The following is a 25,494-nucleotide window of genomic DNA, read 5'->3' as shown; positions in this document are numbered from 1 at the left end:
AGGCCTGCATGACCATTTCGAGAATCGATTGCGACCGGACCGCGGACTTGAACAGGCGCACCTGGCTCAAGGCGGCCGGCCTAGCGGCATTGCTCGGGCTTGCCGCCTGCAGCACCGTCTCGCTGCCGACCGCGCAAGGCGCCGGGGTTTCCTCCTCGGCAACCGGCACGCTGGCGAGCCTGCGTGTCACGGCTGGGCTCGGACCGCTGGTCCCCGATACACAGCTGGAGCAAGCAGCACTGCAGCAGGCCGGCTATATGGCGCGGCGTGAAAACATGAGCCACACGACCGGCTGGGGCAAGGATTTCGCCTCGCGCATGAGGGACAATGGTGTACACGGTGCGGCGGCCGAGAACATCGCGGCCGGCCGCTTCGACCAACAGAAGCTGTTCGATATCTGGATGCATTCGCAGGGACACCGGCGCAACATGCTCGATCCGGACTTCAGCCGCTTCGGGCTTGCCTATGTCCGTGACGGCCGCGACCCCAACCTGCGCTACTGGTCGCTGGTGCTCGGGAAATAAGGGCTCCAGCCTATTTCGTCGTTGCCTTGAATTTTGCCATCAGGTAGGGACCGGAGCGCACCGGGCCGTATTTCGGCGGCTCGCCGTCTGCAAGGCAGGCATCCAGCACCTTGATCTCGGCATCCCAGTTCGGCTGGTGGAAGAAGGCCATGGACTGGCGCCTGTCCCGGCCGCCCGCGGCTGGATTGACGACACGATGCACGGTGGACACCCAGCGGTCGTTGGTCCAGCGCGCCATCAGGTCTCCGATGTTGATGACGAAGGCTCCCGCGATCGGCGGCACCTCCGTCCATTCTCCGTCCGGCGTGACGATCTGAAGGCCGCGCGACCCGGCCTGCGGCAGCAGAATGGTCAGGCTGCCATAGTCAGTGTGGGCGCCGGCTCGGATCTGGCCGGGCTTCGGCGCGACATGCTGCTCGGGATAATTGAGCGCCCTCAGCGCGCTGATCGGCGCATCGAGATAAGTGTCGAAATAAGTCTCGGGCAAGCCGAGCGCGGTGGCGAAGACGCGCATGATCCGCAGCGCCAAATCCTCCAGTGCGGCGTAGTAGCCTTTCCAGGCATGGATGAAACCGTCCGGTGCTTCAGGCCAGATCGTCTCGGCATAGCAGAAGGCGAGTGCCTCGGGATCAGACATGCCCGGTGGCACACTGAGCGGTCCGCCGTTGAAGCTCTCCTTGAGGTCCGGCGGCGTGTCGACGTTACGGGACTTGGCCAGCGCTTCGAGTTCGGGGCCGAGATAGCCGTAGGGATAGCCCTTATAGGGCGCCTTGGAGCGCTGCTTCTGTTCCGGCGGCAGGTCGAAGAAGGCGCGGGCTTTCGACCAGGCGGCGTCGATCACCGCCTGCGAAATGCCGTGGTTCTTGACCGCCAGGAAGCCCGTATCGCGGCAGATGCGATCGACCTCGGCGCCGCGCGCGGCCTTCTCCTCAGGGCTCGCTTTCTCGAATTGCCCGAGATCGAATACCGGAAATGTCGGGTTCTGCATCGTCTTTGCACTCGTCCGTCAACTTGCGAAACGATGCCGGCTTGCCCGGCAACCGGCTAGGACCAACCGATGTGGCAGTGTAGTCCATATCGAAGGCAGGCGATGTGCTTGCCGTCGGCCTAGTCCATATGGGCGGCAGGCGCGCCGCCGCCAGCCGGCGCGGTCTTCGGCTTGCGCAGCAGGAAGACGAACGGAATGGCGACCAGCGTCATCACCATCAGGATTTTGAAGTCGTTGACGTAGGAGATCATCATCGCCTGGAGATTGACCATGCGGTCGACCTGCGACAGCGCCGTCGGATCGCCGCCGGCGGCCGCCGGCGAGACCGCCCAGAGATTGGGATTGAACGGGTTGATGAAGGCTGAGAGCTCGGCATGATTGACCTGCGTGTTGCGCACCAGCAGCACCGTCACGACCGATACGCCGATCGACGAGCCAAGGTTGCGCACCAGGCTGAACAACGAGGTTGCATCGGTGCGGTAACGGGCGTCGAGCGTGGCGAAGGCAACCGTCGACAGCGGCACGAACACCATTCCCATTCCCAGGCCCTGGATCACGCCGGAGCTGATGATCAGCCAGTTATCCATCTGCGGCGAGAAGCTGGCCATGGTGTAGAGCGAATGCGCGGTCAGGAGGAAACCGATGACGACGAGAATCCTGGCATCGATCTTGCCCATGATGCGCCCGACGACGAGCATGGAAATCATGGTGCCGACGCCGCGCGGCCCGATGACGATGCCGATGGTGACGGTCGGATAGCCGAAGATGGTCGACAGCATCGGCGGCAGCAGCGACATCGAGGCCAGGATCAGCACGCCCATGACGAAGATGAACGCCAGCCCGGTGACGAAATTGCGATCGAGGAAAATCTTCGGATCGATGAAGGGATGTTCCGACGTCACGGTGTGAATGATGAACACCCAGAAGCCGGTAATCGAAAGGCCAAGCTCGATCCAGATCTCGACCGAGGAAAACCAGTCGACCTCGCCACCGCGATCAAGCATCAGCTGCAGGGCGCCAACGCCGAGCGATATCATGGCAAAGCCGAAGAAATCGAAGCTACGCACCCGCCGGGCAACGGCCGGCAGATAGGCGGCCATGCCCAGGAAGGCGAGGATGCCGACCGGCAGGTTGATGAAGAACACCCAGCGCCAGTTGAAATTCTCGGTCAGCCAACCGCCAAGCGTGGGGCCGAGGATCGGTCCCAGCATGATGCCGGCGCCCCATATGGCCATCGCCTGGCCATGGCGCTCCTTGGGATTGATGTCGAGCAGGAAAGTCTGCGACAGCGGCACGATCGCGGCGCCAAACACACCTTGCATCAGCCGGAAAAGCACGATCGTTTCCAGGCTCCACGCCAGGCCGCACAACATCGAGAAGATGGTGAAGCCGACCACCGCCGTCAGGAACAATTCCTTGCGGCCGAAACGGTCGGCGAGCCAGCCGGTGACAGGCGTCATAATGGCGGCGGCGACGATGTAGGAGGTCAGCACCCAGTTGATGTTGTCGGGCGAGGCGCCGAGGTCGCCGGTCATGGTCGGCAGCGCAACGTTGGCGATCGTGGTGTCGAGCGCCTGCATGATCGTCGCCAGCATGAGCGCGACGGTGATCAAGCCACGATGCGGCACTTCTTTGAATGGTTCGGACGTGCTCATGGCGTAGAACTTCCAGAAGGTACTGAAACATGTACAACGGGTTTCCGGGCGGCAAAGCCTGCCGTTGAGAGGCCTTCATCGCGGTGGGACGCGATTATCGATGTGGGGGTTACATCGACTAAAAGTCTCTGATGAGCGGATGCATGCCGCCCGGAAACCTGAGGACCGACGGGTCCGTGTCGAAGACTTCAGCTTCGGCCTGACCGCGACGCGGCTCTGCCCAAACGCTGATCCTTCCCACCCCCCATCAGTCCAATCCTGCAACTCGCTTCCCCACCTGGTCCCCGCGGGCTTCCGCTGACTTACTGCGCGGGCTCGCCGGCCGTGGCGTGGCCGAAGATCGACGGCCAGCCACGTGCCACGCCGGTGTCGACGGTGACGGAGGCGCTCATGCCGGTACGCAGCGCCATCTTGGCATCGGGATCGGTCAGTTCCAGGCGTACAGGAATACGCTGGGTGACCTTGACCCAGTTGCCCGTGGCGTTCTGGGCCGGCAGCAGCGAGAAGTCCGCGCCGGTGCCGGCACCGATAGCCTTGACGGTCGCCTCGAAGGTCCTGCCCGGATAGGTATCGACCACGATCTCCGCCTTCTGACCCGGCTTCATGTTGGTCAGTTGGGTTTCCTTGAAATTGGCGTCGATCCAGGTATCGCCGGTCTCGACCAGCGCAAACAACGGTGTGCCGGAGCCGACATACTGGCCGACCTTGAAGGACGCGGCTTGATAGACAAGACCATCGGCGGGCGCCTTCACCGTGGTCTGTGCCAGGTCATAGGCAGCCTTGTCGCGCGCGGCGAGTGCCGACATCACGGTCGGATGCTTGTCTGTCTCGATATCGGGATTGCCGCCAAGCGCCGCCTTGGCGCTGACGATGCCCTGTTCGGCAACGGCGAGCTGCTGCTTGGCCTTGTCGAGATCATTCCTGGCTTCATCCAGCGAAGACTTGGCATTGATCCCTTTCTGGGCAAGATCGGCGGCGCGGTCATATTGCGACTGCGCATAGGCAACTTCGCTGCTGGCGGATTTCTCCTGCGCCATCGCCTGGCCGTAGGCGGCGCGCAACTGCTCGACATTGAGGCGCGCGGCAGCCACAGCGGCATCGGCCTGGGCAAGCGCGATGCGGTAGGGCTCTGGATCGATGGCGAACAGGAGATCGCCCTGCTTCACCGTCTGATTGTCCGATATGGCGACCTGGACGATACGACCAGCAGTGTCGGAGGCGATCGACACCTTGGCCTGCTGCAGATTGGCGTTTTCCGTTTCCTGGTAGCGCCCGCCCGTCACCCAGACATAGCCGCCGCCGACGATCAATGCCGCCGGCAAGGCGAACATCAAAAAGAAGCGACCGATGCGGCGCTTCTTCTTCGGCGCCGGCGCCGGCTGCACGAGAGGAGCGACCGCGACAGGGGCAGCCGGCTGGGCCGGCGCTTCCATCTCCACCTTGGGAGCGTTTTCTTCTACTTTAGCTACCGCGTTCATGCTGTCGCACCTTCCGCACTCTTGATCTTTTCAAGCGACGAAGCTTCGCTGTCCGTCAGATTTTGTACGATTACATCCAGCGCCCGGATCAGGACGCGCCGGTCTTCCGGCGAAACGCCGCTGAGCGATTCCTCATAGACTTCGCCAGCAAGGCTCTTGACGTCCGCATAGGCCGCGTTCGCCTTCTCGGTTGGGAATATCATGCGCACGCGCCGGTCCGCCGCGTCGGAGCGGCGTTCGATCCAGCCGCCCTCCTCCATCCGGTCGACCAGGCGTGAGACGCTGATCGGCTCGATTTCGAGCAGTTCGGCGAGCCGCGCCTGTGCAACGCCCGCCTCCTTGGCAACGCGGACCAGAAGCCGCCATTGCGCCGAAGACAGGCCGAGCCCGCTGGCGCGCGCCTCAAAGCGCTTGCGCATCAGGCGCTGCACGTCGTGGATCAAAAATCCCAATCTGTCGATGCCATCTGAAACCATGAGCGGTATATATAATAAGCGTGCTTACTATTCAAGGTGTCAGATCGCGATGAAAGGTGGCAAAAATGCGCATGGCAAGCTTGCAACCCGATCCTGGTTAGCGACAGGTGTACGCATGCCCGTGCGCAACAACGCCCGGAAGGCAACAAGGCGCCGTCTTCAAAGGCGGTTTCGGACAACCATGGTGACAACGAAGAATGCGCCGAGCGAGCTGGTGATGATGCCGATCGGCAGTTCCTGCGGCGGCAGCAGGGTCCGGGCCAGAAGATCGCTTGCCAGCAGGAGCACCGCCCCGAACAGCGCGCAGCTTGCGATCAGGCGCAGATGCAAGGAACCGGCCAGCGGCCGCGACAGATGCGGGATCATCAATCCGACAAAGCCGATGACACCGGCGACCGAGACGAGGATTGCCGTCGAGAAGGCGGCCACGAGAAATGTCGTCCTGCGCATGCGGGCCACCGGCACGCCGAGGCTTTCGGCAGCGCTTTCGCCGGCCAGGAAAGCGTCCAGCTTGCGGTGGTTCCACAGCCCGTAGGCCGCGATCGTGCCAGCGCCCACCGCACTCAGCCACACATTGTCCCAACGCGCCAGCCCGAGCCCGCCCATGGTCCAGAACAGCACCGAATGGGCCGCGCGCTGGTCGCCGGCAAAAACCAGATAATTGGTCAAGGCCGTGAACATGAAGGAGACGGCAAGGCCGGCGAGGATCAGCCGCTCCGGACCTTGCCCCCTCACCCGCGCCACCAGCAAAAGCACGATGGAAGCGGCGAGTATGCCGCCGGTGAACGCAGCCACAGGCAAGGTCCAGATGCCGAAACTGTCGCCGAGGACGGTGATGACGGAAACCGCGCCGGCAGCGGCTCCCGACGACAGGCCGAACAGGAAGGGGTCGGCAAGGTCGTTGCGGGTCACCGTCTGCAAAAGCGCGCCGACGATGCCCAGCCCGCCGCCGACACAGATCGCCAGGATCGTGCGCGGCAGCCGCAGGTCGACGACGATCCTGCCGACCGGACCCGATATCTGAGGTTCATCCAGCCCAATGGAACGGCCCAGTGCGGCGACGACATCGGCTAGAGGTGTCAGCGTCGAGCCGTAGGCGATCGACAGCAGCGCCAGCGCGACGAGCGCCACCGCGCCCGCCGTCATGGCCAGCGTGAAGCCCTTGTGCCCTGAAAGCGCGCCGGATTTGTGCTCCCGGGCGAGAGCCATCAGAACGCTTCCGGATGCATCGCCCTGGCGATCTTGCCGATGGCGTCGATGTTCGCCGGTCCTGGCGTCAGCTCGGCGTAACGAAGCGCCACGAAGCGCTCGTTCCTGACCGCGTCCGTCTCTTTCATCGCCGGGTGCGCCTTCAGGAAATCGAGCAGTTTCCTGTAACCGCCGCCGTCCTGATAATCGAGCAGGATGAGGAATTGCGGATTGCGCGCCGCCACCGTCTCCCAGTCCGCGTTGCCCCAGCTCGTGTCCATGTCGGCCATGATGTTGTCGCCGCCGGCCGCCGATATCATGGCGCTGGGGATGGCGAACTTTCCCGCGGTAAACGGCTTGTCCTCGCCGGAATCGTAAAGGAACACGCGTGTTCCCTTGGCGATGCCGACCCTGGCGATGATATCGGCGAGTTGCGCCTTCCAGCCGGAGACAAGCTTCTCTGCTTCTGCTTCCTTGCCGAAGATCTTGCCCAGCTTTTCGACGTCGCCATAGAGCAGGTCCATGGAGGCGGCCGGGCGGCTCCTGTCGAGATGGACGCAGCTTTCGGTCAGCACCAGCGTCTTGATGCCGTGCGGAGCGAGCGTGTCGGGGGTCACGTCGCCGCCTGGCTTCATGCCGTAGTACCAGCCTGCGAAGAAGAAGTCGGGCTCGACGGCGAGGAGATTCTCCAGCGTCGGATATTTCGGTGCCAGTTCGGGAATGGAACCCTGCTCTGCCTTGAAGTCAGGGCCGACTTTATACCATCCGGTGATACCGGTCAGGCCGACAATCGACGGCTGCAGCTTCAGCGCGAAGACCATCTCGGCCATGTTGAGATCATGGATGACGGCGCGCTTTGGCGGCGCGTCGAAGGTCAGCGGCTTGCCGCAGCTGTCGACGGTCACGGGGAAGGCAAAGGCCGTCGAGGCCAGCAACGAGAAGACTAGGGACAGGGCGAGGCGTTTCACGGACTTTGCTCCTTGGTTGAACCGTGTCGGATAAGGATGGATTTGGTCAGGACGGCGGTGCGGCGCGGTTCGGAAGCTCGAACACCGTCAGTTCGCGGTCCTCGGTGGGATGGCGCAGGCGAAACACGTCGATGCCGAAAATCTCGCGGATCAGCTGTTGCGTCAGCGCCTCGTGCGGCGGCGCCAGCGCATGCAGCCGGGCCTCGTTCATCACCGCCACCTTGGTGGCGAAGGGTGCCACCAGCGTCAGATCGTGCAGCACCGCGATCACGGTCATGCCGAAGCCGGCCACCAGTTCGAGCAGTTCCGCGCGGGCGCGCGGATCGAGGTGGTTGGTCGGCTCGTCGAGGAACAGGATTTTGGGCTTCTGCGCGATGGCGCGTGCAAGCTGGGCGCGTTGGCGTTCGCCACCAGACAGCGAGCCGATAGTCCGGTCGAGCAGCGGCAACAGGCCGGTCCGCCGCAGCGCATCCACGACAATGTCGCGTTCCTCGCCGCGGCGCCTCAGGCCGGCATGCGGGACGCGGCCAAGCTCGACATAATCGATCACCGCCAGCCGTGGGTCCGGCTGGTCTGTCTGGCCCACGACGGCGATATGCAGGGCCCGTTCGGCGGGTGAAATCCTGTCCAGGCGTCGCCCGCCAAGCTTCACCTCCCCCGAGCTTGGCCTGAGCATGCCGGACAACATGCGCAGCAGCGTGGTCTTGCCGGCGCCGTTGGGGCCAATGATGGCGAGGCGGTCGCCTGACGTCACCGACAGGCTGACCGCATGGATCAAATGCCGGCCATTCGCCATCGCGCCCAAGTCGCGCGCATCGAGAAGCGGCGCTGTCACCGATTGCCATCCGCCAGCTTGCCGGGTCCCGGGATGCGAGCCAGCGTCTTGCCGGCCAGGCGCGGCGGACGTTGTCCGGAATTGCACCAGCCGTCGGGAAGCGAGGCGTAGAGCCTGGCAAACCGCACGAGATCGGCAGCGTCTGCCTGCGCGTCGATCGACCCGAAGAGATAGGCGGCCTTGCCTTCCGCCTGGAAAGCCGCCGCCAGGGGACGTGCGCAACCCGCCATGCAAGCCACGCCCTCGACCGTGAAACCAAGCGCCACGTCAGGCTGGGCCGAGAGGCGGGAGCGCAACTCGGTGCACAAACCTTCGCCCGACCTGGCGCCGGTCGGCACGTCGCGGCAAAGGGTGCACACGATGATCTGGTGCATAGGCCCGGGGTGAATACGATCGATTGCGCCGTCCAACTTCCCGTCACTTTCAAAACTGGCGACGGAAGGATGTTGGTCGACCGGCCGACAAGACCGATTTCCACGTTTCCTCCCGGCACACCCCGTCCGGTCAACTCAGTGATGGCAGGTCTCCTGGCTCACGGGTCTCTGCGCAATCCTGCCTTCCCAGCCTTGCCGGCCAGTGGCGTTCCGGATCTTGCTCGCCGCTTACAGTTGCGGGGGCAGCCGCGGCCTCGACCCCAAATCGGATCTCACCGCGTTCCCTTTTCACCCCCCGCCTTTCGGCTCGGGGACCATCACGAGTCGCAGCCTAGGCCGCGCGCGGCGGCGAGGCAAGGCGATCGTTTGTTCTGCTATAACATAACCAACAAATGGTCAATCGCTGTCGCGGGCGATCAGTTCCAGCGGCCAGACCTCCCTGATGGTCTCTGGCCCGGCGGCCCCCGCAAAAGCCGGCAGCGACGCCAGCAGCATTTCGGCGAGCCGCCGTCCCATCGGCTGCAGCGCCGGGCGGAAAGCAGTCAGCGCCGGCGAGAAGTAGCGGCAGAGCGGCGTATCGACGATCACGGTCACCGCCATGTCGTGACCGGGCTTGATGCCCATCTCGGCCAGCGCCTTGCAGCCGCCAAGCGCCATTGCGTCATTGTTGAAGATAATGGCGGTCGGCGGGTCCTTGCGGCGCATCACGTGCGGTGTCACTTCGTAGCCACCGGCCTCATTGATGAAGCCGTCGGCAATCAGGCCGGGATCGACGGCGATGCCATGCCGGCGCAAGGCCTTGCGGTAGCCGTCGAGGAACAGATAGCCGAAATTCAGATCGAGCGATGGGCGGATGGCGGCGATTCGGCGATGGCCGCGTGCCACCAGCCGATCGACCGCGTCGGCGCCTGCTTTTTCGAAATCGAGATCGAGCGAGGGGTAGGCCTTGTCGCCGGAGCGGCTGCGGCCGAGCGTGGCGAAGGGGAAGCCGGCCTGGGTCAGATAGTCGATGCGCTCATCCTCGCGCCGCGTCCAGGCCAGCACAACCGCGTCGGCACGGCGCGTCTCGACGACACGCCGCAGGCGCTCCTGCTGATAGTCGCCCGGCGCGCCCATCACCACGATGAGATCCAGCCCGCTTTCGGCGAGCCGGCCCTGCAATCCAGTCAGGAACGGAATGAAGAAAGGCTCGCCGTATTCCTGGTCGCCCGGATGCGGCTGCAGCATGAAGGCGATCGAGTGGGTAGCGCCTTGCCTGAGACTGCGACCGGACTGGTTCGGCGAATAGTTGAGAGCCCTGGCCGCCTCGAGAACGCGCTGGCGTGTGTCGGCATTGACGTCGGCGCGGCCGTTGAGGGCGCGCGACACCGTGCCGATCGAAATGTTCAGGTGACGGGCAAGGTCGTGAATGCTGGACGCCAAGTGACTGTTCTCCCCCTTGCTTGGCTAGCACCGGTGGCCGCCCGGGCCAAGGCGCAACGACGATTTTCATGGGCGGCCGATTGACATTCTACGCCTTCGGGTGTGTTGTCGTAAACGTTTACGGAAAAACGTTTACGGTCACGCCGTGAACGCCGGGACGATCGGCCTGGAGGGGCCGAGAGGAGGAGCGCTGGATGATCGACGCCGTACTGGTCGGCTGCGGAGCGATGAGCAAGGCCTGGCTCGATGCCGCGCGGCAAATCGACGGGCTCGCCATTGTCGGCCTTGTCGATCTCGATGCCGACAGAGCAAAGGCCAGGGCTCGCGAATACGACCTTGGTAGTGCCGTCATCGGCACCAGTCTCGACGCCGTGCTTGACCAGACCCGACCGCAAGCGGTCTTCGATGTGGTGGTTCCCGCCGCCCGGCGCGACGTTGCGTTTTCCGCCTTTGCCCATCATTGCCATCTGCTGACGGAAAAGCCGCTCGCCGATAGCCCGGAGAATGCCCGCGCCATCGTCGAGGCCGCCCGCCAGGCCGGGCGCATCCATGCCGTCGTCCAAAACCGCCGCTATGTCGCCGATGTCAGGCGCATCCGGAGATTTCTGGACTCCGGCGCCATCGGCAAGCCGACCAGCATCCACGCCGACTTTTTCGTCGCACCACATTTCGGCGGTTTTCGCGAGGAGATGGCCCATGTGCTGCTGCTCGACATGGCGATCCACACATTCGACGCCGCCCGTTACATGGTCAATGGCGAGCCGGCCGGCGTCCATTGCCAGGAATGGGAACCGGCCAATTCCTGGTACCGACAGGGCTCGTCGGCCAGCGCGGTCTTCGATCTCGGCGGCGGCAAGGTCTTCACCTATGCGGGCAGTTGGTGCGCGGTCGGCTTCCGCACCAGTTGGGAGGGCAGCTGGCGCATCGTCGCCGAGCGCGGCAGCCTGATCTGGGACGGCCATGAAGGGTTGAAGGCGGAAATGGTAGTGCCGGGCCGCGACGGCATGTTCGACAAAATTCAGCCAATCGAGGTGCCCGCGCTCGATCCCGCCGACCGCGTCGACGGCCATCTCGGTATCATCAGGGATTTCATGCGCGCCATCGAGACCGGCACCGAGCCGGAAACGCGCGGCGCCGACAATATCAAGAGTCTGGCCATGGTCTTTGGAGCCATCGAGAGCGCCGAAACCGGACGCCGCGTGATGATCGCAAAGGAAGCACAATGATGGCAAACCCGCTCCTCGACATCAGGATCGGCACCATGGTGCGGGCCAATCTCGACGACCCGGCCGCCTATATCAAGGCAATCCTGCCGCTCGGCTTCGAGAGCATCCAGCCCTTCTTCTGGCAGACACTGGGCGGCAAGGACCTGCCCCGGCTGGCGGGCCAGATCCGCGAGGCGATCGGCGATGCCGATGTCACGGTATCGTCGCTCGGCGTGTTCGGCAATCCGCTGGAGGGCGGCGATGTCGACCGTGGCGTGCTCCAGGCCTGGGAGACGGTCATCGACAATGCGCATTTGTTCGGCGCCTCGATGGTCTGCGGCTTTACCGGCCGGCTCCGCGGCAAGCCGCTGACAGACAGCCTGCCGCGCTTTCGCGAGGTGTGGGGGCCGCTGGCCAGGCGCGCCGCCGACAAGGGCGTTCGCATCGCCTTCGAGAACTGTGCGATGGACGGCAACTGGGCTGCTGGTGACTGGAACATCGCCCACAATCCGGACGCCTGGGAGCTGATGTTCAACGAGTTGCCTGACGACAATCTCGGCCTCGAATGGGAGCCTTGCCACCAGCTCGTCTATCTGATCGATCCGATGCCGCAGATCCGCAAATGGGCGCCACGCATCTTCCACGTCCATGGCAAGGACGCGACGGTGCGCTGGGACGTCATTCGCGAGCACGGCGTGTTCGGCCGTCTGCCGTTCGTACAGATGCGCACGCCAGGCTTCGGCGACAGTGACTGGACGCGGGTGATCAGCGAATTGCGGCTGGCCGGATACAAGGGAGCGATCGACATCGAAGGCTGGCACGACCCGGTCTATCGCGGCGACCTCGAGATCACGGGGCAGGCACGCGCGCTGGAGTATCTCAAGCTATGCCGGGGAGGTGCGAGCTACCTGCCAAATCCGGCGTGAGGACCGGTCGGCGGGAGGAGCCGGCCGCAAGTGGTACTGCCAAAGCAATCGTTCAAAGGCCCCTCGGCTGACGAGGGAAACAATGGGAGGAACGTGCATGAGCATCGCGATCAGAACGACACTTCTGCGGACGACCGTGGTGGCGGCCGCCACGGCGCTTACCGCCGCAATCTCCACCTTGCCGGCGCAGGCGCTCGATGGCCAATGGTGCAAGGACGTCCACATCCGCTTCTTCGTCGGCGGCGCCGAGGGCGACGCCTTCGGCACCATCGTCTATAATGGCGCCAAGCAGGCCGCGGCCGATCTCGGGCCGAAGGTCGACTACATCTTCTCGGGCTGGGACATCGAAAAGATGGTGCAGCAATTGCGCGAGGCGGTGGCGGTAAAGCCAAACGGCATTGCCATGATGGGCCATCCCGGCGATTCTGCCATCATGCCGCTCGCTGAACAGGCGCATAAGGACGGCATCAAGATGATGTACCAGAACGTCCCCGTACCGACCGTCGTCGCGGCATTCGGCGGCGGCTATGTCGGCGCCCAGCAGGAGCAGCAGGGCCGCGCACTCGGCGCCGAAGCTTTCAAGCTGGCCAAGCTGAAGGCCGGCGACAAGGCGATCATGATCGGGCCGTTCGACAATGAGAGCCGCGGCGCGCGCGAGCGCGGCACGGTCGCGGCACTGAAGGAGGCCGGCATCGACGTGGTTCAGATCAGTTCGGCGACCGAATGGGCGGCGGATCCCAATCTCGCGATACCGGTGATCACCGCGGCTCTGTTGAACAACCCGGATGTGAAGATGGTTGGTTACCCCGGCGGACAGATGCTCGGCAATGTCCCCACCTACATGCAGGCGGCGGGGCGCAAGCCCGGCGATATCTTCAACTTCGGTTTCGACACCAGCCCGCAGATCGTCGAGGGCTTCAAGGGCGGCTGGGTGCAGCTGACGGCCGACCAACAGCCATTCCTGCAGGGCTATCTGCCGATCCTCAGCCTGTGCCAGCAGGTGGTGCTGGGTCTGGCGCCGATGAATGTCGACACCGGCGCCGGTTTCGTCACGCCCGAAAATTACGAGATCGTCGCAGAACTCGCCAAGCAGGCGCTGCGCTGACCTCCCAAGCCGTCGGCCGGGATCAGGCCCCGGCCGGGGGGACCGCTGGCGAGAAAGCTGGTGCGAGACAATCAAGCGAGGATCCGATGGCCGAACGTCTCATAGAACTGCGCGACATCGCTAAGTCCTACGGCCACGTCTATGCATTGGGCGGGGTCAATCTCAGCGTCGACCGCGGCGAGGTGGTCGGCCTCATCGGCGACAACGGCGCCGGCAAGTCGACGCTGATCAAGATCCTCTCCGGCGTGGTCCAGCCGACCAGCGGAGAGATCCTCATCCGCGGCAAGCCGGTGACCGGATGGAGTGCGGCACGTTCGCGCGAGGCCGGCATCGAAACGGTGTTCCAGGACCGGGCGCTGGCGGTGCAGCAGACGATCGTGCGCAACATCTTCATGGGCCGCGAACTCACCGGTTTTCTTGGCTGGCTGAAGGTCAGCAAGGAAATCGAGGAGGCGAGTCGGCTGATGCGCGAGATCGGCTTCACCTCGAAAGTATTCACGCCGCACTCGATCGTCGGCCAGCTATCGGGCGGCGAGCGCCAGGGCGTGGCCATCGCGCGCGCCATCTACAAGCAGGCTGAACTGATCGTCCTCGACGAGCCGACCACGGCGCTGTCTCTGACCGAGACCGCCAAGGTCTTCCATTTCGTGCGCCAGGTGCGGGCGAGCGGCCGCTCGATCCTGTTTATCGGCCACAACATCCATCATGTCTTCGACATCGCCGATCGCTTCGTGGTGCTGGACCGCGGCAAGGTCGCGCTCACCGCCGACCGGAGCGAGGTCAAGTCGGCCGAAGACCTCATCAATTTCATGGAAGACGTCGCGCATCCGGGCGGGTTGGCCGGACTGCACGACACCGGCGACGCGGAGCAGAGAGCACGATGAGCAAGACCATGGAGCCCGATCTGCACGAGCCGGCGGCCGGCATTTCCCGCCAAGGCAGTTCCCAGAACGAGTGGAAGCACCCGTCCGATCACTGGATGCGCGGCTTCATCCTTGACAACCGTGCATCGCTTGGCACGCTCGGCGTGTTCATCGTCATGATGGCGGTGTTCATGATCGCCAACCCGACCGTCTTCACCACCTGGTATCTCTACAGCTCCGTACTGACGACGCTGCCGGTGGCGCTTTTCGTGGTGGTACCGCTGGTCTTTGTCGTCACCTGCGGGGAGATCGACCTGTCGTTTCCCGCGACGATGGGTTTTGCGTCGTGGGTCTTCGCGCTGGTCGTCCAGGCCGGCTACGATCCGTTCCTCGGCATCATTGCGGCGATCGTCACCGGCATGCTGCTCGGCTTCCTCGTCGGGTCGCTGGTCGTCTATGGCGGGCTGTCCTCGCTCATCGCTACGCTCGGCATGAATTTCCTGCTGCGTGGCCTGATCCAGATCATCAACGAGGGCAAGTCGCTGGCGCTAACCGGGCTTGCAGACAGCTGGGCCTACAGGATCTTCTCCAGCCAGTTCTTGGGCATTCCGGTGCAGATCTTCTGGGCCATCGCCTTCGTCGTGCTGTCGGCGATGCTCTACAACCGCCACCGCTTCGGCGCGCAGGTGAAGGTGGTCGGTGACAATCCCGACAGTGCCCAGCAGATGGGCATCGACGTCAAGCGCGTGCGGGTGAAGGTGTTCGTCTTCGTCGGCATCGGGGCCGCGATCGCCGGCACGTTCTCCGTGATGATCAACTTCACCTGGTGGCCAACCGCCGGCGACGGTTATCTCTTGCCGGTGCTGGCCTCGGTGTTCGTCGGCGGCACGCCCACCTGGGGTGGCATCGGCACCGTGGCCGGCGGCGCGATCGGCGCCGTCACGGTGTCGTTTATCCAAACCGGCGTCGTGGCGGCTGGGCTCAGCGGCTTCTACGTCCAGTTCTTCAACGGGCTGATCATCATCCTTTCGCTGCTTGGCCACAAATGGAACCAGGCGCGCTACCGTTGAACCAGTCTGCTCTTTGAACCAGTCGGCCTTCAAGGCAATTTTCCGGCTATCCGAGCCACCAATAGACGATAGGCCACGCGGACGAGACCGCGCGGCCCGATCGCCCATTTGCGCCATGCGCAATTTCGATCAAACTGGCGCGGCAACGAGGCGCCAGAGTGAGGACGCCACATGCGAGGAACCCATGAACCCGACCGAGAAAGCGCTATGGTTTGTCGAAAGCCATCTGCCGGAAGCTGTTACGCTCGACGACATCGCCCAAAGCAGCGGCGTGTCGCGCTTTCATGTGACGCGCGCCTTCGGCGCCGCCACTGGCCGCTCTGTCATGGGTTACATGCGCTCGCGCCGGCTGACCGAGGCGGCGCGCAGGCTCGCCGGCGGGGCGCCCGACATCCTGTGCGTCGCGCTCGACGCCGGCTACAACTCGCATGAGGCTTTCACCCGTGCCTTCCGCGACCAGTTCGGCACCACGCCGGAACTGGTGCGCGCGCAAGGTTCGACCAAGACCCTTGATCTCGTGGAGCCTATCCTGATGGACCACACCCTGCTCGCCAGCCTCGAACCACCGCGCTTCGAGACCAGCCGCCCCTTCCTCATCGCCGGCTTCGGCGAGCGCTACAGCTGCGAATCGAGCGCCGGCATTCCGATGCAGTGGCAGCGTTTCAGCCCCTACATCGGCAACATACCCGGCGAAGTCGCCGGCGTTTTCTATGGTGTCTGCCTCAATGGCGACGATGCCGGCAATTTCGACTATGTCGTCGGCGTCGAAGTGCGCGACTTCGCGGATCTGCCGAAGGAATTCTACCGGGTGCGGGTTCCGGCGCAGAAATACGCCGTTTTCACGCATCGCGAGCACATCTCGACCATCCGGCGTACGATCAACACGATCTGGAACAGCTGGCTGCCGGCCTCCGGCCACGAAATCGCCGACGCGCCGGAATTCGAGCGCTATGGGCCCGAATTCGATGCACGCACAGGTAATGGCGGGCTGGAGATCTGGGTGCCGGTCAAGGCATGACGCGCCGCTACAGCTCCAGATCCCAGTTCTGTCCAACCAGATCCTTGCCGAAGGAATGGTGAGGCTCTTCCTCGATCAGCTTGAAACCGGCCGCCTGGTAGATGTGCCGGGCCGCGGTCAAAATGTCATTGGTCCATAGGGTCAGCGTCTTGTATCCCCTGGCGCGGGCAAAGCCGATGCACTCGTCGACCAAGCGCTTGCCGATGCCGAGGCCGCGCGCCAAAGGTTCGACATAGAGCAGCCGCAGCTTGGCCACCTGGTCCGACTTGCGCACGACGAAGACCGAGCCGACGACCTCGCCTTCCCGCTCGGCGATCCAGCCTCGCTCCCATTTCGGATCGAAGGATTTCACGAAATTTGCGAGGATTTCGGCGACCAGCGCCTCATAGGTTTCGTCCCAGCCATAGTCCTGCGCGTAGAGCATCCCTTGCCGGCGGATGATCCAGCCAATGTCGCCGACCTGCAACGGCCGCAGCAGATAAGGGATTTTCGGCTCGCCACTGTCATCCAGCAGACGCTGCACCGTGCGCATGGAATTGACCAGCCGGTCCTGCTCCGACGCGGGCAGCCGATCGAGCAGCGCCGCGACCTGGTCGTGCGAATCCTTGTTCAGCGGTGCGAACGCGTTCCTGCCCGCCGGCGTCAGCGCGATCGACGATTGCCGCGCGTCCGAAACCAGGGTGACCCTGGAGATGAGATGAAGGCGCTCGAACTTCTTCAGCAAACGGCTGACATAGCCGGCGTCGAGGCCGAGATCGCGCCCGAGGTCGGTCGCGGTCAGTCCGTCACGATGCGTCAACTCGTAGAGCACGCGCGCCTCGGTCAGCGAGAAGGCGCTCTTCAGCAGCCCTTCGTCGAGCAGTCCGATCTGACGGGTATAGAAGCGGTTGAAGGCCCGCACCGCATCGATCAGGTTTTTGCTGGGTGCAGCCTTGTCGGGTTGATGGTGGATTGTCATCGAGTCATCTCCTGCTGGCACAGGATCAAACATTTACTTGACTAAGTCAACTATCAGGAGATGGCCCGGACACTTACATCATCGGCAGCACCGGCCAGCGGTCGACGATCCTGCCACCGGAAAGCACCGCGATCGGCCCGAGCTGCTGCAGCACGGCTTCGCTCTGCGTCGGTCGCAGGAACGCGTAGTCGCCCGGCCTGACGGCGGCCGCGGCGGGCAAGCCCATGAATTGCTGATTGGAGGACAGGCCAAGCAGGCCGTTCGTCGTCAGGCCTTCGGGAAACACCGGTTCGGCCATCCATTTGCCGCCATAGAGATAGCAGCCCTTGCGCGGAAACCGGCCGAGCGCCTGGAGCAGACGCGAGACCGCAGGTGGGCCGGGCAGCATTGGCTCGACCACTTTCAGGATCGGCGTCGCGATGAAGGCCGCCGGCCGGAAGCCATCGAGGCCTGGCGTGTCGAAATCGCCGGGCAGCACGAAGGCCGACCCGATCGACACTTCATTGGCAGCGCCGCCATGATGAAGCAGCGCGGTCTTGCTGCCACCGATGTTCAAGATGTGGCGCTGGTCCATACCGAGGCGCGCGATGAAAGCGGCGGCCCGTTGCGAGGCTTGCGCCAACGCCTTGGCCGGCCCGCCGAACAGGGCGGGTATGTGCGGCGCATGCGCCTCATAGGCCATGACGCCTTCGCAGCGCAGCCCTTTGTGGGCCGGCAGCGCCTTCAGCGCCCGCGACAGAGCCTCCGGTTCGGCAAAGCCGCCGCGGTGCAGTCCGACATCGATTTCGAAAACAATGCGCAGCTCGACGCCGAGTTCGTCAGCGAGCGCGCCATACTCAGCCAATCTCTCCTGTGTGTCGATCAGCCAAGATACTCGCGACCAGACTGCATCGGCTCTGGAAAGCGCGGCCTTTGCCGCGCCGACCGGCATCGGTTTGCCGTACAGCAGATCCGCATCCGCAAACGCGCTCAGCACCGCCTCGCTGATCGGCGGATGGAAGGTCATGAAGCGTTGGGTTCCAAGCGCCTTGCCGACATGGGAGAGCAGCGGCAGGCAAGCGAGCGACTTGTCGACCAGTCGTACGGCAAGGCTGGCATCAAGCCTCTCCTTCACCAGGGCGATGTTGCCATCCAGCCGGTCGAGGTCGAGCAGCAGGCAGGGTTGGAGGATGCCCGCCTGCTTCAGCGCATCCGAAAGCGTGGCGAAATAAGCCTTCATCGCTAGATGCCAAAAGGACTGAGTTCGATGCCGAACAGGTCGGCCATGTAGGGCGAGACGAAACGGTCCTGCGGATCGATGTCGCGGCGCACCGCCATCGCATCGTCCCAGCGCGGATAGAGCTTTTTCAGGTCGGCCGCTTTCAGGCTGTGCATCTTGCCCCAGTGCGGCCTGCCGCCATGTCTGCGGAAGATCGGCTCGGCCGCACGCATGAACGGCAGCGGATCGTTCGCCGCGTCATGATGGATGGCGATGGAACAGGTGAGCCTTTTGTGAAAGGGCGAGAGCCAGAATTCGTCTGAGGCCACCGACCGCACCTCCATCGGAAAATAGACTTCCGGAAAATGCTTCTCGGTCAGTTCGATGATCTCGGCCAGCGCCTTCGGCCCCTCCTCGAAGGGAAGGTGATATTCCATTTCGTTGAACCTGGTCTGCCGGTCGCTGGCATAGACGTTGAACCAGTCCTGCACATAATCCTCGGCCGGCACCTTGGCGACGGCGCCGATGATCAGCCGGCGGCGCAGCGCCGGCAGCCAGGCAAGCCCGGTGCGCAAGCGGCGCAGCGTGCGCAACGAGCCTTCATCATCGTCGGTCGGGCGCACCGTCGTGGCTTCGGCGCTGAAGTCGCTGGCGATGAACTGGGCGTAGCCGGAGAAGGGAATGTAATAGAATTCAGCCGAACGATGCGCGGCCATCATCGTCTCGAAATCGCGCAGCATGTCGACGATCGGCAGCACCCATTTGCGGCGGCGCAGCCGGTAGCTCGCGATGTTGTTCAGCGTCACTTCGCTGAGCACACCGAAGGCACCGAGGGCGACGCCGATGGCATGGATCGTCTCCTGATCCCCTTCCCGCTTGAATTCGCGGACCTTGCCAAGCCCGTCGACGATCTGCACCGTTTCCAGCTGCGTGTGATAGGCACCGAGCGTCGGCCCCGAGCCATGGGTAGCCGTGCCCAGCGCGCCGCCTATGGCCTGGCGGTCGATGTCGCCCATGTTGGGCAGGCCCTGGCCGATGCCTTGCAGGATGTGCATGAGCGAACCAAGCCGCGTCCCTGCCCGTACGCGCGCCTGATGTTTTTTCGCATCATGCGAGACTAGCCCTTCCAGCTTCTCCAGCGACAGGATGGTGCCTTGCGATTTCACCAGCGGCGTGAAGGAGTGACCGGCGCCGACGACGCGGACCGGGCCGGGTGCGGTGCGAATGAGATCGCAGAGTTCGCCGGGGTCGGCGGGGCTGGCAAGCAGCCGCGGCTCGGCGGTGACAAAGCCCGACCAGTTGCTCCAGCTGTTCGACATGGTGCTCACGCAACAATCCGGCGACGCCGCGCCACGAGGACAAACAGACCGAGCAGCGCCACGCTGGCGACGGCGCTTGCGGCGGCGAATTCCGGAACCGGGCGAAAATCCTTGCCGTCGATGAGCAGCGACGCCGCGACCGGCCCGATCGCAAGGCCGAAAAGCTGGGCAGCCGGTATCAGCAGCACGGCGGTGCGTGTCTCGTCGGCGGTGATCGCCAGCCGGATCTGGTAGGGCACGATGAAGAGCAGGATAAAACCCATGACCAGGGCAGCGACCCAGAATGTCGTGAGGCCAGGTCCACTGGCAAGCACGAGCGAGGCGACGAGCGCGACGATGCCGATCGCCACGATGGCAACGCGATAATCGATGCGCGCCTCGAACACGGTCGCCGTCATCGCGCCCAGAACCTGCGCCGCGAGGCTGGCCGAGACGATCAGGCCGATGGTGCGGCCATCGATGCCGAATTGGGCGCCGAGCGGCTCCAGAAAGGCCCAGACGGCGCCGAAGAACATGAAGTAGCAGAAGACCGACAAGAGCGCGGTGACCGAAGGAACCGTCAGCACATTGGCGAGGTCCTCTTCCTTCGGCAGGTCGGCATAGTCGGCGGGGACAATAAAGGCGACGACGAGCGACAGGACGCAGACGATCGCGAGAACGAGGAAGCCCCCCGCCGATCCGGCGGCGGGGATGACATAGAGCGCCAGCAGCAGGGCAAGAGCGCATTGCGCCAGCGTCTGCATGGTGACGAAATAGCCGCCGATGCGTTCGGCGCGCCGCGAACGGGCGATCAGTTCGGTGGCGACCGCGACAAGGCCGCCTTCGGCAAGACCGGCCAGCGCGCGCGCCGCCATCAGCGTGTTGGCCCCGGCGGCATAGGCCGTCCAGACATTCGCCACCGCCAGCAGCAGCAGGAGGACCGCGCCTTTCCAGCGCATATTGCGGGCGGAAAGCAGCATCGCGACGCTCGCCGAGCCAATAGCGATGGCGATCATCTCGGCTGTGGCGACCAGTGCCAGTTCGTCGCCGCTGACATGGCCCTCGGTGTAGAGGGCACCAAGCAGGACGGGCTGCAGGCCTAGGATGAGCAGGCCGACCGACCCGATCCACAAGGCCGAGGCAAGCTGCCCGCCGGTCGGATTGCCAACCAGCCAGTCGCCATCGCCCTGAAGACCGGTACTTGTCGAAGTCAAAGGCGCCTCCCCAACGTCCTTGCCGCGCGGCAGAAAAGCTGACACTCTGTCAGCATTCAGAACCTGATACTTGATCATATTTCTTGTCAACCGGAATTTGGGAACCCGTGCGAAAGATCGGCGCATGACGGAAGCAAGTCGAACGGCCACCGAGCCAAGGCGCAGGCCCAAGCAGGAGCGCAGCCGCGAGCGCATCGACGCCATCCTGTCGACGACCATGCGGCTGATCGGCGAGAAGGGCATCGATGCCGTCACCATGAAGGAGGTCGGCATGCTGGCGGGCGGGCCGATCGCCACCGTCTATCACTACTTCCCCAACAAGTCGGCGATCCTGGCGATGCTTTATGAGCGGTTTTCGGAGGTCAGCCGGGCGCGCCTGGCGGCGATCATCGCCGATGTGCGCGAAGCCAAGGACGTCATCGTCGCGGCCGACCGGCTGCTTGACGACTATCTCAGCCGTGTCGCCGGCGATCCGGCCATCCAGGATCTGCAGAACGCCATCCAGGCCGACAAGGCGCTCAAGAATCTCGACATCGCCGAAACCCGGCATCAGGCCAAGATGTTCTGCGACCATGTCATCGCCTTGCTCGAGCCGGAGAAGCACGAGCAGTTCGAACGCATGGTCCTGCTGATCTTCCAGCTCGCCGGCGGCGTCGTGCGCCTGGCGCTTGCGCAAGGCGAAGCGGAAAGCCGGCGCACGATCGAGGATTACCGGTCGATCATCCACACCCAGTTGCGGTTGTTTCTCTAACCAATGCCGACCGGAGACTATCTCGCCCGGCGGATGAGGCCTTCGAAACCGTCGGCCAGATCGGCAGCGCCGGCCGCGAACATCTTCACCAGATTTTGCGGACGACCGGGAGTCTTGTTGGCATCGAGGAGGATGGCCCTGCCTTCATGCATGACGAAATCGAATTTCCCGTAGTCGAAGCCGAGTTCACGCCGCCGCTCGCGCAGTTCGTCGGGAACCGGGACAGGTTCGCGTCGGATCGTTTCCGATGCCTTGACCAGGCTGTTGGGCGAGACGTAGCGGGTGCAGCGTTCGCGCTCTCCGCAAAACACCCAGAAACGAACGGCAAAGCCGTCGGGCTCCGGTTCCGGAATGAACTTTTCCACGACGAGATCATCGCAGTCGAAGACGCCATCTGGAACGTCGCCGAGAGTTCCATGGACTTCATAGGACCGCAGGGCCGGCAGATGCGGAAAAGGCAGCGACTTGCCGGCACGCGCTGATCGCCGATTGAGGAAAGTCTCCGGAAGGCCTCGATTGTTGAGGTTGCTCTTGACGATGACGGGGCCTTGCCAGGTGTCCCCCTCGCCTATCAGCGCTCCGCTGATCCGTCGTTTCGATATGTCTCCCGCCCCTACATTGAGGCAGAATGGGAAACTCCTGGCATAAGAGAGATAGTCTGCCGGCATTATCGTTGCATCGACATGCAGAACCGCGATATCGGCATTGTATGTTTTCGACAGGCCTTGTTGAATCCGCACCGAATGGCCGCGCCTTTTCAGGTTCTCCAGAACATCGAAAAGCAAATAGGGGCTGCCCCTGCGCAACATAAGATTGCGCTTGCCAAGGAACCGGTCATGCTCATGCGTTATGACAGTGACCCGCGCCACGGCTATCCCCCTTTGGCTTCCATGCCCGCTTCTATTAAGCGGCTCTAATCAGGCGATGCCAGACCTTCCTGAGCTCCGACGGGTTTGAATGACGAATCATTGGGACAATTATCATCGGCACTGGAAGCTCCTGGACGCCCCGCTGCGGCCAACTCCGGAAACCGTCGGCATATTCGATCGCGAACTTGACCTCGGGAACGCCGATGTCCTCCTCCTCGGCGTAACCCCCGAACTGGCAAGCCTGGGCAGGTCTATCTTGGCGATCGATCAATCGGCAACCATGATTTCCGGCGTATGGGCCGGCGACAGCGTCTCGCGAAGGGCGATGGCCGGCAACTGGCTTGACCTACCCGTCGAGCGGGCAAGTTTCGACGCCGTCATCGGCGACGGATGCCTGTCGGCCGTCGATTCCAAAGTCGCGCGCGGTTCGCTGTTCGGCGAAATCGCAAGGGTGCTGAAACCTGGCAGGCATGCGGCGATCCGCGTTTTCGCGCGGCCGGAAGCAGCGGATGACCTGTGCCGCATCGAAGCGCTGGTCCTGGCTGGCGGGGTCGAGAATTTCCACGCGCTCAAATGGCGGATCGCAATGGCGTGCACGACCGACGACTGCGACAACACCGTCAGTGTGCAGGCAATCCGTACGGCATTCGACGAGCTGTTTCCGGATCGGGAAGCCCTTGCCGCACGCACGGGATGGAGCATGGCATCCATCGACACAATCGACGTCTATGCGGGCTCCGAAACGAGGTACAGTTTCGCGACACTAGCCATGCTGGAGGACGAGGCAGGTGCCTGGTTCGACCAGGTGCGTGTCGTGCCAAGCGGCAGCTATCCCCTGGCGGAGCGTTGCCCGCTTCTGGTGCTCGGTTCGGCCAGGCTTCGATAAGTTCATCGCCATCGTGCCAAGAGGCGTCCGCGTGCCTTGACTCTCGCAGGTCGGCGGCCTATTTCAGCGCCACGTTAGCACTCGCTATTGGTGAGTGCTAACCACGTGTCCGGCACCGCCGGACGGAGGAACTGTTCTCACCGTTCTCATTCGAGGAAGAAAAAATGGCAAAGTCGAAGTTCCGCCCGCTTCATGACCGCGTGGTCGTTCGCCGGGTCGAATCCGAATCCAAGACCGCCGGCGGGATCATCATCCCGGATACGGCAAAGGAAAAGCCGCAGGAAGGCGAGATCATCGCCGTCGGTTCCGGCGCTCGTGACGAAGCTGGCAAGCTGGTCCCGCTGGACGTCAAGGCCGGCGACCGCATCCTGTTCGGCAAGTGGTCGGGCACCGAAGTCAAGCTCAATGGCGAAGACCTTCTGATCATGAAGGAATCCGACATCATGGGCATCATCGGCTGATCATCGGCCTCATCTTCAACTTGAATTTTTCGGGCTCTATCCGAGCCCCTGCCAGGAGCTAAAACATGGCTGCCAAAGACGTAAAATTCTCCCGTGACGCCCGCGAGCGCATGCTGCGCGGCGTCAACATCCTCGCCGACGCGGTGAAGGTCACGCTCGGCCCCAAGGGCCGCAACGTCGTCATCGACAAGTCGTTCGGCGCCCCGCGCATCACCAAGGACGGCGTCACCGTCGCCAAGGAAATCGAGCTTGAAGACAAGTTCGAGAACATGGGCGCGCAGATGGTCCGCGAAGTTGCTTCGAAGACCAACGACATCGCCGGCGACGGCACCACGACCGCGACCGTTCTGGCGCAGTCGATCGTCCAGGAAGGCCACAAGTCGGTTGCCGCCGGCATGAACCCGATGGACCTGAAGCGCGGCATCGATCTGGCCGTCACCGAAGTGGTCGCTGCTCTCGGCAAGGCCGCCAAGAAGATCAAGACCTCCGAGGAAGTTGCCCAGGTCGGCACGATCTCGGCCAATGGTGACGAGTCGGTCGGCAAGATGATCGCGGAAGCGATGCAGAAGGTCGGCAACGAAGGCGTCATCACGGTTGAGGAAGCCAAGACCGCCGAGACCGAACTCGAGGTCGTCGAAGGCATGCAGTTCGACCGCGGCTATCTCTCGCCCTACTTCGTGACCAATGCCGACAAGATGGTTGCCGAGCTGGAAGACGTCTACATCCTCCTGCACGAGAAGAAGCTCTCGAACCTCCAGGCGATGCTGCCGGTCCTCGAAGCCGTCGTGCAGACCTCGAAGCCGCTGCTCATCATCTCGGAAGATGTCGAAGGCGAGGCGCTCGCCACGCTGGTCGTCAACAAGCTGCGTGGCGGCCTGAAGATCGCCGCCGTCAAGGCGCCGGGCTTCGGTGATCGCCGCAAGGCCATGCTGGAAGACATCGCCATCCTCACCGGTGGCCAGGTCATCTCCGAAGATCTCGGCATCAAGCTCGAGAATGTCGGCCTCAACATGCTCGGCCGCGCCAAGAAGGTGTCGATCTCCAAGGAGAACACCACCATCGTCGACGGCGCCGGCAAGAAGGCCGAGATCCAGGGCCGCGTTGCCCAGATCAAGCAGCAGATCGAGGAGACCACCTCGGACTACGACAAGGAGAAGCTGCAGGAACGTCTGGCGAAGCTCGCCGGCGGCGTTGCGGTGATCCGCGTCGGCGGTGCGACGGAAGTCGAAGTCAAGGAAAAGAAGGACCGCGTCGATGACGCCCTCAACGCGACCCGCGCGGCCGTGGAAGAAGGCATCGTTGCCGGCGGTGGCGTTGCCCTGCTGCGCGCTTCGGCCAACATCAAGGTGACCGGCGTCAACGCCGACCAGGCCGCCGGCATCAACATCGTTCGTCGTGCACTGCAGGCTCCGGCCCGCCAGATCGCGGCCAACGCCGGTGCGGAAGCATCGATCGTCGCCGGCAAAATCCTTGAGAACAAGGGCGCGACCTTCGGCTACAACGCCCAGACCGGCGAATATGGCGATATGATCGTCATGGGTATCGTCGATCCGGTCAAGGTCGTGCGCACGGCCCTCCAGGACGCGGCCTCGGTCGCCGGCCTGCTCGTCACCACCGAAGCCATGATCGCCGAAGCTCCTAAGAAGGACTCGGCTGGCGGCGGCATGCCTGGCGGCATGGGCGGCGGCGGCATGGGCGGCATGGGCGGCATGGACTTCTAATCCAGCCACCTTCGCAAATTTTTCGAAAGGGCGGCCGAGAGGT

25 protein-coding genes and 1 riboswitch are annotated in these 25,494 nt (G+C 63.6%); of the genes, 11 read left to right on the top strand and 14 right to left on the bottom strand.

Annotation, left to right across the window (positions count from 1 at the left end):
• The first annotated feature begins 8 nt into the window (after positions 1 to 8).
• Positions 9 to 524, top strand: a complete 516-nt coding sequence (locus tag FJ960_RS12380; RefSeq protein WP_140714189.1) for a CAP domain-containing protein — start codon at positions 9 to 11, stop codon at positions 522 to 524.
• 10 nt (positions 525 to 534) lie between these two features.
• Here the strand turns inward: FJ960_RS12380 and FJ960_RS12375 are convergent, their stop codons facing one another.
• The 9 genes from FJ960_RS12375 to FJ960_RS12335 all read right to left on the bottom strand — a co-directional run bounded on the left by FJ960_RS12375 (position 535) and on the right by FJ960_RS12335 (position 9,908).
• Positions 535 to 1,512, bottom strand: coding sequence for a 2OG-Fe(II) oxygenase family protein (locus tag FJ960_RS12375; RefSeq protein WP_140714187.1), 978 nt, complete (start codon positions 1,510 to 1,512; stop codon positions 535 to 537).
• Between the two features lie 119 nt (positions 1,513 to 1,631).
• A complete protein-coding gene (locus FJ960_RS12370) occupies positions 1,632 to 3,167 on the bottom strand; it encodes a DHA2 family efflux MFS transporter permease subunit (protein ID WP_027143226.1) in 1,536 nt (511 codons plus the stop codon).
• A gap of 302 nt (positions 3,168 to 3,469) precedes the next feature.
• Positions 3,470 to 4,645 (bottom strand): HlyD family secretion protein, encoded by a 1,176-nt coding sequence (locus FJ960_RS12365; protein ID WP_140714185.1) that lies wholly within the window; start codon positions 4,643 to 4,645, stop codon positions 3,470 to 3,472.
• Positions 4,642 to 5,121 carry a MarR family transcriptional regulator gene (locus tag FJ960_RS12360; RefSeq protein WP_140507352.1) on the bottom strand — a complete coding sequence of 160 codons (480 nt, stop codon included), beginning with the start codon at positions 5,119 to 5,121 and terminating at the stop codon, positions 4,642 to 4,644. Before FJ960_RS12360 ends, FJ960_RS12365 begins: the two co-directional genes overlap by 4 nt.
• 159 nt (positions 5,122 to 5,280) lie before the next feature.
• Complete coding sequence (locus FJ960_RS12355) at positions 5,281 to 6,330, bottom strand: iron ABC transporter permease (protein ID WP_181174217.1); 1,050 nt, start codon at positions 6,328 to 6,330, stop codon at positions 5,281 to 5,283.
• The gene (locus FJ960_RS12350) at positions 6,330 to 7,277 is read right to left on the bottom strand and encodes an ABC transporter substrate-binding protein (RefSeq protein WP_140714183.1); all 948 of its coding nucleotides are present in this window, start codon (positions 7,275 to 7,277) and stop codon (positions 6,330 to 6,332) included. The genes FJ960_RS12355 and FJ960_RS12350 overlap by 1 nt, the downstream gene beginning before the upstream one ends.
• Before the next feature lie 46 nt (positions 7,278 to 7,323).
• A complete protein-coding gene (locus FJ960_RS12345; RefSeq protein ID WP_140714182.1) occupies positions 7,324 to 8,112 on the bottom strand; it encodes an ABC transporter ATP-binding protein in 789 nt (262 codons plus the stop codon).
• On the bottom strand, positions 8,109 to 8,486 hold the full coding sequence (locus FJ960_RS12340) for a DUF1636 family protein (protein WP_140714324.1): 378 nt from the start codon (positions 8,484 to 8,486) through the stop codon (positions 8,109 to 8,111). Before FJ960_RS12340 ends, FJ960_RS12345 begins: the two co-directional genes overlap by 4 nt.
• Positions 8,487 to 8,611: 125 nt before the next feature.
• A riboswitch (cobalamin riboswitch) is annotated at positions 8,612 to 8,820 on the bottom strand.
• Positions 8,821 to 8,882: 62 nt separating this feature from the next.
• A complete protein-coding gene (locus FJ960_RS12335; RefSeq protein WP_140714180.1) occupies positions 8,883 to 9,908 on the bottom strand; it encodes a LacI family DNA-binding transcriptional regulator in 1,026 nt (341 codons plus the stop codon).
• Positions 9,909 to 10,102: 194 nt separating this feature from the next.
• On the opposite strand from FJ960_RS12335, the gene FJ960_RS12330 reads away from it, so the two are divergent.
• The 6 genes from FJ960_RS12330 (at position 10,103) to FJ960_RS12305 (ending at position 16,095) form a co-directional block, all read left to right on the top strand.
• Positions 10,103 to 11,134, top strand: coding sequence for a Gfo/Idh/MocA family oxidoreductase (locus FJ960_RS12330; protein ID WP_140714178.1), 1,032 nt, complete (start codon positions 10,103 to 10,105; stop codon positions 11,132 to 11,134).
• Positions 11,131 to 12,039 (top strand): sugar phosphate isomerase/epimerase, encoded by a 909-nt coding sequence (locus FJ960_RS12325; protein WP_140714176.1) that lies wholly within the window; start codon positions 11,131 to 11,133, stop codon positions 12,037 to 12,039. Before FJ960_RS12330 ends, FJ960_RS12325 begins: the two co-directional genes overlap by 4 nt.
• A 97-nt stretch (positions 12,040 to 12,136) precedes the next feature.
• Positions 12,137 to 13,144, top strand: coding sequence for a substrate-binding domain-containing protein (locus FJ960_RS12320; protein ID WP_140714174.1), 1,008 nt, complete (start codon positions 12,137 to 12,139; stop codon positions 13,142 to 13,144).
• A gap of 86 nt (positions 13,145 to 13,230) precedes the next feature.
• Positions 13,231 to 14,028, top strand: coding sequence for an ATP-binding cassette domain-containing protein (locus FJ960_RS12315; RefSeq protein WP_140507362.1), 798 nt, complete (start codon positions 13,231 to 13,233; stop codon positions 14,026 to 14,028).
• Positions 14,025 to 15,077, top strand: a complete 1,053-nt coding sequence (locus tag FJ960_RS12310; protein WP_140507364.1) for an ABC transporter permease — start codon at positions 14,025 to 14,027, stop codon at positions 15,075 to 15,077. The genes FJ960_RS12315 and FJ960_RS12310 overlap by 4 nt, the downstream gene beginning before the upstream one ends.
• 184 nt (positions 15,078 to 15,261) lie before the next feature.
• Positions 15,262 to 16,095: an AraC family transcriptional regulator gene (locus tag FJ960_RS12305; RefSeq protein WP_140714172.1), complete on the top strand. Its 834-nt coding sequence runs from the start codon at positions 15,262 to 15,264 to the stop codon at positions 16,093 to 16,095.
• Positions 16,096 to 16,102: 7 nt separating this feature from the next.
• Here FJ960_RS12305 and FJ960_RS12300 read toward each other — a convergent pair whose 3' ends face one another.
• The 4 genes from FJ960_RS12300 to FJ960_RS12285 all read right to left on the bottom strand — a co-directional run bounded on the left by FJ960_RS12300 (position 16,103) and on the right by FJ960_RS12285 (position 20,763).
• Positions 16,103 to 17,053 carry a helix-turn-helix domain-containing GNAT family N-acetyltransferase gene (locus FJ960_RS12300; RefSeq protein WP_140714170.1) on the bottom strand — a complete coding sequence of 317 codons (951 nt, stop codon included), beginning with the start codon at positions 17,051 to 17,053 and terminating at the stop codon, positions 16,103 to 16,105.
• 73 nt (positions 17,054 to 17,126) lie between these two features.
• Positions 17,127 to 18,272 carry an alanine racemase gene (locus FJ960_RS12295; RefSeq protein ID WP_140714168.1) on the bottom strand — a complete coding sequence of 382 codons (1,146 nt, stop codon included), beginning with the start codon at positions 18,270 to 18,272 and terminating at the stop codon, positions 17,127 to 17,129.
• A 2-nt stretch (positions 18,273 to 18,274) separates the two neighbouring features.
• Entirely contained in the window at positions 18,275 to 19,570 is a 1,296-nt protein-coding gene (locus FJ960_RS12290) for a D-arabinono-1,4-lactone oxidase (RefSeq protein WP_140714322.1), read from the bottom strand.
• A gap of 5 nt (positions 19,571 to 19,575) precedes the next feature.
• Positions 19,576 to 20,763, bottom strand: a complete 1,188-nt coding sequence (locus tag FJ960_RS12285) for an MFS transporter (protein ID WP_140714166.1) — start codon at positions 20,761 to 20,763, stop codon at positions 19,576 to 19,578.
• 124 nt (positions 20,764 to 20,887) lie between these two features.
• Between FJ960_RS12285 and FJ960_RS12280 the strand changes: the two genes are divergently transcribed.
• Complete coding sequence (locus tag FJ960_RS12280) at positions 20,888 to 21,514, top strand: TetR family transcriptional regulator (protein WP_140714164.1); 627 nt, start codon at positions 20,888 to 20,890, stop codon at positions 21,512 to 21,514.
• Between the two features lie 17 nt (positions 21,515 to 21,531).
• On the opposite strand, the gene FJ960_RS12275 is transcribed toward FJ960_RS12280, so the two are convergent.
• Complete coding sequence (locus tag FJ960_RS12275) at positions 21,532 to 22,383, bottom strand: hypothetical protein (RefSeq protein WP_140714162.1); 852 nt, start codon at positions 22,381 to 22,383, stop codon at positions 21,532 to 21,534.
• An 88-nt stretch (positions 22,384 to 22,471) separates the two neighbouring features.
• On the opposite strand from FJ960_RS12275, the gene FJ960_RS12270 reads away from it, so the two are divergent.
• The 3 genes from FJ960_RS12270 (at position 22,472) to groL (ending at position 25,451) form a co-directional block, all read left to right on the top strand.
• The gene (locus tag FJ960_RS12270) at positions 22,472 to 23,269 is read left to right on the top strand and encodes a class I SAM-dependent methyltransferase (RefSeq protein ID WP_140714160.1); all 798 of its coding nucleotides are present in this window, start codon (positions 22,472 to 22,474) and stop codon (positions 23,267 to 23,269) included.
• A gap of 164 nt (positions 23,270 to 23,433) precedes the next feature.
• Positions 23,434 to 23,730: a co-chaperone GroES gene (gene groES / locus FJ960_RS12265; protein ID WP_006203049.1), complete on the top strand. Its 297-nt coding sequence runs from the start codon at positions 23,434 to 23,436 to the stop codon at positions 23,728 to 23,730.
• Positions 23,731 to 23,795: 65 nt separating this feature from the next.
• On the top strand, positions 23,796 to 25,451 hold the full coding sequence (gene groL, locus FJ960_RS12260) for a chaperonin GroEL (protein ID WP_015318388.1): 1,656 nt from the start codon (positions 23,796 to 23,798) through the stop codon (positions 25,449 to 25,451).
• Positions 25,452 to 25,494 lie beyond the last annotated feature (43 nt).

Origin of the sequence: Mesorhizobium sp. B2-3-11, from assembly GCF_006442215.1 — a bacterium.
GTDB classification, from domain to species: Bacteria; Pseudomonadota; Alphaproteobacteria; order Rhizobiales; family Rhizobiaceae; genus Mesorhizobium; species Mesorhizobium salmacidum.
The sequence above is the reverse complement of the archived record's forward strand: the minus strand, read 5'-3'. Positions and strand labels throughout refer to the sequence as shown.

Excerpts from the sequence above, each read along its gene's own strand:
- FJ960_RS12380 (WP_140714189.1), top strand. The coding sequence starts at position 9 with ATGACCATTTCGAGAATCGATTGCGACCGGACCGCGGACTTGAACAGG.
- FJ960_RS12375 (WP_140714187.1), bottom strand. The coding sequence starts at position 1,512 with ATGCAGAACCCGACATTTCCGGTATTCGATCTCGGGCAATTCGAGAAA.
- FJ960_RS12370 (WP_027143226.1), bottom strand. The coding sequence starts at position 3,167 with ATGAGCACGTCCGAACCATTCAAAGAAGTGCCGCATCGTGGCTTGATC.
- FJ960_RS12365 (WP_140714185.1), bottom strand. The coding sequence starts at position 4,645 with ATGAACGCGGTAGCTAAAGTAGAAGAAAACGCTCCCAAGGTGGAGATG.
- FJ960_RS12360 (WP_140507352.1), bottom strand. The coding sequence starts at position 5,121 with ATGGTTTCAGATGGCATCGACAGATTGGGATTTTTGATCCACGACGTG.
- FJ960_RS12355 (WP_181174217.1), bottom strand. The coding sequence starts at position 6,330 with ATGGCTCTCGCCCGGGAGCACAAATCCGGCGCGCTTTCAGGGCACAAG.
- FJ960_RS12340 (WP_140714324.1), bottom strand. The coding sequence starts at position 8,486 with ATGCACCAGATCATCGTGTGCACCCTTTGCCGCGACGTGCCGACCGGC.
- FJ960_RS12330 (WP_140714178.1), top strand. The coding sequence starts at position 10,103 with ATGATCGACGCCGTACTGGTCGGCTGCGGAGCGATGAGCAAGGCCTGG.
- FJ960_RS12325 (WP_140714176.1), top strand. The coding sequence starts at position 11,131 with ATGATGGCAAACCCGCTCCTCGACATCAGGATCGGCACCATGGTGCGG.
- FJ960_RS12320 (WP_140714174.1), top strand. The coding sequence starts at position 12,137 with ATGAGCATCGCGATCAGAACGACACTTCTGCGGACGACCGTGGTGGCG.
- FJ960_RS12315 (WP_140507362.1), top strand. The coding sequence starts at position 13,231 with ATGGCCGAACGTCTCATAGAACTGCGCGACATCGCTAAGTCCTACGGC.
- FJ960_RS12310 (WP_140507364.1), top strand. The coding sequence starts at position 14,025 with ATGAGCAAGACCATGGAGCCCGATCTGCACGAGCCGGCGGCCGGCATT.
- FJ960_RS12305 (WP_140714172.1), top strand. The coding sequence starts at position 15,262 with ATGAACCCGACCGAGAAAGCGCTATGGTTTGTCGAAAGCCATCTGCCG.
- FJ960_RS12300 (WP_140714170.1), bottom strand. The coding sequence starts at position 17,053 with ATGACAATCCACCATCAACCCGACAAGGCTGCACCCAGCAAAAACCTG.
- FJ960_RS12295 (WP_140714168.1), bottom strand. The coding sequence starts at position 18,272 with ATGAAGGCTTATTTCGCCACGCTTTCGGATGCGCTGAAGCAGGCGGGC.
- FJ960_RS12290 (WP_140714322.1), bottom strand. The coding sequence starts at position 19,570 with ATGTCGAACAGCTGGAGCAACTGGTCGGGCTTTGTCACCGCCGAGCCG.
- FJ960_RS12280 (WP_140714164.1), top strand. The coding sequence starts at position 20,888 with ATGACGGAAGCAAGTCGAACGGCCACCGAGCCAAGGCGCAGGCCCAAG.
- FJ960_RS12270 (WP_140714160.1), top strand. The coding sequence starts at position 22,472 with ATGACGAATCATTGGGACAATTATCATCGGCACTGGAAGCTCCTGGAC.
- groES (WP_006203049.1), top strand. The coding sequence starts at position 23,434 with ATGGCAAAGTCGAAGTTCCGCCCGCTTCATGACCGCGTGGTCGTTCGC.
- groL (WP_015318388.1), top strand. The coding sequence starts at position 23,796 with ATGGCTGCCAAAGACGTAAAATTCTCCCGTGACGCCCGCGAGCGCATG.